We start from the raw sequence: 306 nt of genomic DNA on the forward strand, positions 1-306 counted from the left end.
TTCATTGTTTTTTTCAGTTCCTCCATCTGTGCTTCAACACAGGTTTCCTTTCCATAAACATGTCATAACGTTTTTGCAAGGTTGAATCACATTCTCCACACCAATCGATAAAATGCTTAATTTCCTTTATCGGCATCCCTGTTGACTTTAAACACTCAATAATTTTTAAAGCTTCTATATCAGACTGTTTAAATATGCGGGTGCCATTCGCTTTTCGTTCGACAAAAGGGAGCAAGCCTTCTTTATCATAATAACGCAGTGTATAAGTAGCAAAAGAGTTGAACCTCACTACTTATACACTGCGTT

The 306-nt window shown here is 36.6% G+C and carries 1 pseudogene; it reads right to left on the bottom strand.

What is annotated here, in order from left to right:
- Positions 1 to 289 (bottom strand): annotated as a pseudogene (locus PZE06_RS27720) (MerR family transcriptional regulator); the annotation flags it as partial.
- Positions 290 to 306: the final 17 nt, after the last annotated feature.

It is taken from the genome of Robertmurraya sp. DFI.2.37 (genome assembly GCF_029211245.1).
Classification (GTDB): Bacteria; Bacillota; Bacilli; order Bacillales; family Cytobacillaceae; genus Robertmurraya; species Robertmurraya methanolica_A.